The following is a 4,981-nucleotide window of genomic DNA, read 5'->3' on the forward strand; positions in this document are numbered from 1 at the left end:
TCCAGCATTTGCCGTGCTTCTTGTGCCGGCGTTTTGGCTTCGGCTTCGGCCCGCTTGCGATAGCGCTCCGGTTCGCCTTCGCCGGGCTTATAGATGAACGGCAGAACCAGCTGATCGACGAAGCCTTTCGGAAAATGCGGCAACTCGTCGACGCCCAAGTCATTCGCCGTAATCGGCCGCGGCGGCGTCGCATTGAAGGTGCCGAGCATCTTGTCCCAAACCGTCAGCAGCAGACCGAAGTTGCAATCGCCTTCGGTTCCCCAGTTGACGTGATGCAGATGATGCACGCGGCCAATAGAGAGATGGCTCGCGAGCGGGCCGAGGCGCGCATCGACATTCGAATGCTGCACGATCAGCGTCACCGAAATCAAAAAGCCAAGCACGACCGCGACCGGCACCGGCATGCCCATGATGACGAGCGGCATATTGCCGATGATCATGTCGATGACCTGATGCAACGGGTGGCGAATGACGCCGTTCAATCCGTAAAGTCGCCCGACGCCATGATGGACCGAATGCAGCCGCCACAGCGGCGCATAACGGTGGCTGAGGTAATGCATCATCATGAAGGCGAAATCGGCGACCACGAACGCGACCAGCACCTGTGTCCACATCGGCCACTGCGTCGGCCAAAGACCCTGAAACGGGAACAGCCAGCAGATCACCGGGATCAGCAGCACGCCGTTGATGCTCGACATTTCGTAGGCCAACACGTGCAGCACATTGGTTGGCGTGTCGCCGTGCGCGTCGTTGTCGTTCCACTCATCGAAGAAGGGTGCGATGCGCTCGGCCGCGAATGCCGTTGCGTAGGCGAGCGCCAGCAGCGGCGCGAGCCAGAAATACGAATGCCCGTACGCGACGACCCAATAAGCCGCCCCAGTCAGGCCGAACATCATAAAGGGGGCGTAGCCGTAACGTACGACCGTACGTAAAACTGTCATGCGTGTTTCTCCAAGACCTCTATAACTCTCTGAGCTCACGCCCGCCAAGCACATGATCTATGAGACGTTTCAACGCGGTAAAGAGCTATTCCGTTGCCGCATCCCCGAAGCGCGCGTGCTGCAAACGTTGCCTGAAAATTTTAGGCTCATGGATCGGTGCGCTGCAAACAGGTCCAACACAGACGTAAGCCGTTGATTTGTCTCCAACGGCGGGCTTGCCGGAAAGCAAGGACCGCGGGCTGACTGGGGTTGTTTCTTCGGCGATAAACTCCACTGCACCGGGCACCGATAGCTTCATCAGTTGGGATCGCAGTTCGGGGTGGCCAGCAACACTCACGGCTATTTGAACCAAGCGATCGAGATCGAGTTCCGCGGCGAGTAAACCGCAGTGGCCGATGGGTGATCGCGCGGCCGCTCCGGAAAAGGCCTTGATGAGATCACGGGCCCGGTCGTCGTAGCAGCTTTCGCCCGTCAGCGCGGCCAAAGTCACGAGGTTCGAAAGTTGTATAGCGTTCGCATTCGGCACGGCATCGTCGGCGGCACTCTTCAGCCGAACGACGACGTCGCCGGTGTCGTCGGCAGCCGTGAAGTATCCCCCGTTGGTGTCATCCCAATAATGGCGGTCCAGCACCTCCGTCCAGCGCACGGCTTGATCGAGATAGGTGTCCGATCCCGTCGCTGCAAAGAGACGCAACGCGGCCCACGTCATGTTCGCGTAATCGGAGGCGGTCGCCGGAGCTTTGGCGAGACCTGCGCGGTAGGCGTGATAGAGCCTGCCGTCGCCGGCAGCGAGCTTGGTCACGATGCAGGCGAAGGCGCGCTCCGAGAGTGCCAGCCAATCCGGTCGTTCAAAGACGATAGCCGCACGCGCCAAAGCGGCGATCATCAACCCGTTCCAGTCAGCGAGGATCTTGTCGTCCCAGCCCGGACGGATGCGGGAGGCTCGGCGGGTCAGAAGCTTCGCACGCATCCCGGCAAGGCGAGTTTCCTCCATCTCGGACAACAGCGCCTGCGAGTCGAGACGATTGAGAATCGTATGGCCTTCGAAATTTCCGTCGGCGGTGACGGCGTAAACGCGGGCGAAAGCAGCCGCATCCTCGGCACCTAAAACGTCTTTAATCTCGGCTGCGCTCCAGACGTAGAACTTGCCTTCTTCGCCCTCGCTGTCGGCGTCGAGGGAAGCGGCAAAGCCACCTGCCTCGCTGATCATTTCGCGTTCGAGCCAAGCGACGGTCTCGGCGATGCGCGTGGCGAAAAGCTGATCGTGCGTCTCGCGCCAGACTTCGGTCAGCAGGTCGATCAGCAGCGCATTGTCGTAGAGCATCTTTTCGAAATGGGGGACGAGCCACAACTCGTCGACGGAATAGCGTGCGAAGCCGCCTCCGAGATGATCGTAGATGCCGCCCTGGCAGATGTTACGCAGCGTCGTGACGACGGCGTTGCGGGCGCGCTGATCGTCAAATCGGATGCCGCCGCGCCATAGAAGCCAGAAGACGTTCCACTGCGGAAATTTCGGCGCGCCTGAAAGGCCGCCATGCTCACGATCGACGGCATGGGCGATGCGTTGAACAAGATCTTCGATCTTCGGTTTTTGCTCCGGCGACGCGGCCTCACCGCCGGCGTCTTCCTTCAGCGACGCGAGGATAGCCTCGGCATTCTTGCGGACGTTTTCGGATTGGTTCTGATAGGCCTCGGCGATACGCAGCAGCACAGTCACGAACGCCGGCCGGCCAAAGCGCTGTTGCTTTGGAAAATAGGTTCCGCCCCAGAACGGCCTGGCGTCGCTGTCAAGAAACATCGTCATCGGCCAGCCGCCTTGTTCGCCGAGGCGATGCAGTGCGCCCATGTAAATCGCATCGATGTCGGGACGCTCTTCGCGATCGACTTTGATGTTGATGAAAAGCTCGTTCATCACGCCGGCGGTCGCTTCATCTTCGAAGCTTTCGTGCGCCATCACGTGGCACCAATGGCAGGCCGCATACCCGACCGACAGCAGGATCGGTTTGCCCGTCCGCTTCGCCTCGGCGAGTGCTTCCGGTCCCCACGCCCACCAATGGACAGGATTTTCCTGGTGCTGGAGAAGATAGGGACTCGTCTCGTACTTCAGTCGGTTTTCGCTCATGGGGGACTTAGCTTCGCTCATCTTGGCTTCGTCATGGGGGGCACTTGGCAAGGATGCGGCTAAAGAATTTCGGGATTGGATTGCGAAGGCGCGCATCTACGCGTACGCGAACTCCATGACCGATGCTTCAACAATATATGCGCTTTCGAGCGCACCCGGGCGGGCGGGGGTAGCCGTCATTCGACTGTCCGGCCCCGCAGCTCGTGACGCACTCGCCAGGATGGTGAAGGGGCCACCGAAGCCGCGCTATGCGGCATTCCGGACTGTCCGGCATCCGACGACCGGCGAAGCGCTCGATGGTGCGGTGGTGATTTGGTTCGAGGCCTCATCCAGCGAGACCGGTGAGGACGTCGTCGAGTTCCAAATCCACGGCAGTCGTGCGGCGATTGCGGCTGTCCTCGGTGCGCTGGGCGAGATCGCGGGATGCCGCCTCGCCGAGCCAGGCGAATTCGTTCGCCGCGCCTTCGAGAACGGTAAGCTCGACCTCGCTCAAGTCGAGGGCCTTGCGGATTTCGTTGAAGCCGAAACAGAAGCTCAGCGCCGCCAGGCACTGACACAAGTCGGCGGCGTGCTTTCGAAGCTCTACGACGGTTGGCGGACGCGGCTGATTGAGATCGCTGCCCTGACCGAAGCGGCGATCGATTTCGCCGACGAGGGGGACGTGTCGGCGTCGTCGCTCGCCGAAGCACGCAAACGGGCCTCGGTGCTCGCGGCGGAAATCGCGATTCATCTCGACGATAAGCATCGCGGTGAGATCGTGCGGGAAGGCTTCAGGGTTGCTTTGCTGGGCGCGCCGAATGCCGGCAAGTCGAGCCTGCTCAACGCGCTGGCGCGGCGCGATGCGGCGATCGTTTCGGCGGAAGCAGGTACGACGCGCGACGTCATCGAAGTGCGCCTGGATCTCGCCGGTTTGCCGGTCATCGTTTCCGACACAGCCGGAATTCGTGAAGCGGCGAGCGATATCGAGCGCGAAGGCATCCGTCGCAGTCTCGTGGCGGCCCGCGAAGCCGATCTCATCATCTGGCTTACTGAAACGGACGACTCAAATTTACCCTGTGGAATTTCACGTGAAACAAGTCTTGTAATTCGATCCAAAGCTGATCTCGCTCCTGACTCGCGCTCCGGAGGATTCGCGGTTTCCGCCGTCACCGGAGAAGGCCTCGACAGGCTGATCGAGGGCATCACCCAGCGCGCCAAGCAAGTGGTGGGTGATAGAACCGATCCCGTGCTCACCCAGGCGCGGCACCGACAAAGCCTCGAGGACGCCGTCAGGGATATCGAAACGTTTCTCAACGAAGATTCGGCAGCCATCGAACTCCGTGCCGAGGACGTCCGGCGCGCCGCACACGCGATCGGCCGGATCACGGGGCGCGTCGACGTCGAAGACGTACTCGATCAGATCTTCAGCCGGTTCTGTATCGGCAAATAGCGACTCATTGTTTCACGTGAATCCTTTTTCACGTGAAATCGTCACGGATTCGCTTTCGGAATGGTCGACTTTCACCGGCCACGGCGGCTCCTTCAACCTGTCATCCGGCCTAAGCGTAGCGGCGAGTCGGATTCTAGGTTAACTGCCGCGGATCTCGTCATCGCTGCATGTCATTGGGTCCCGGGTCTCGCATGCGGCTTGCCCGGGATGACAATCGGCGGGGAAACGGCGCTCTAAGGGAAATTCCTCGCGGGAGGGTCTTTCGAGCAACCGGCTTTTGCAGGCGGCCGCCCCTTCACCCTAACCCTCTCCCCGCGAACGGGGAGAGGGAATAAGTGGGCTGTTGCGCGCGCCGGGAATGGGTTATTCCGACGCCAATCCAGATAAGAGAGCCGGCCTCAGTGTCACCGTCGAAGAAAATGTATGACGTCATCGTCGTCGGCGGCGGGCACGCGGGAACCGAGGCGGCCGCCGCTGCAGCTCGCATCG

Annotated in this window: 4 protein-coding genes; 2 read left to right on the forward strand and 2 right to left on the reverse strand. The window is 60.9% G+C overall.

The window, feature by feature from the left end; all coding sequences use genetic code 11:
- A partial coding sequence (locus VN623_RS12845) for a sterol desaturase family protein (RefSeq protein WP_325571503.1) occupies positions 1-941 on the reverse strand: 941 nt, incomplete at its 3' end.
- A gap of 85 nt (positions 942-1,026) precedes the next feature.
- Positions 1,027-3,063 (reverse strand): thioredoxin domain-containing protein, encoded by a 2,037-nt coding sequence (locus tag VN623_RS12850; protein WP_325571505.1) that lies wholly within the window; start codon positions 3,061-3,063, stop codon positions 1,027-1,029.
- Between the two features lie 115 nt (positions 3,064-3,178).
- Here VN623_RS12850 and mnmE point away from each other — a divergent pair, with 115 nt between their 5' ends.
- Both mnmE and VN623_RS13670 read left to right on the forward strand, forming a co-directional pair.
- Complete coding sequence (mnmE, locus tag VN623_RS12855; protein ID WP_325571507.1) at positions 3,179-4,492, forward strand: tRNA uridine-5-carboxymethylaminomethyl(34) synthesis GTPase MnmE; 1,314 nt, start codon at positions 3,179-3,181, stop codon at positions 4,490-4,492.
- Between the two features lie 419 nt (positions 4,493-4,911).
- The coding region (locus tag VN623_RS13670) for an FAD-dependent oxidoreductase (RefSeq protein WP_414653219.1) at positions 4,912-4,981 on the forward strand (70 nt) is incomplete at its 3' end.

This window comes from Hyphomicrobium sp., from assembly GCF_035572195.1.
In the GTDB taxonomy this organism is placed as follows: domain Bacteria; phylum Pseudomonadota; class Alphaproteobacteria; order Rhizobiales; family Hyphomicrobiaceae; genus Hyphomicrobium_B.

What these genes read in the sequence shown, in the direction of transcription:
- VN623_RS12850 (WP_325571505.1), bottom strand. Translation starts at nt 3,063, where the DNA reads ATGAGCGAAAACCGACTGAAGTACGAGACGAGTCCCTATCTTCTCCAG.
- mnmE (WP_325571507.1), top strand. Translation starts at nt 3,179, where the DNA reads ATGACCGATGCTTCAACAATATATGCGCTTTCGAGCGCACCCGGGCGG.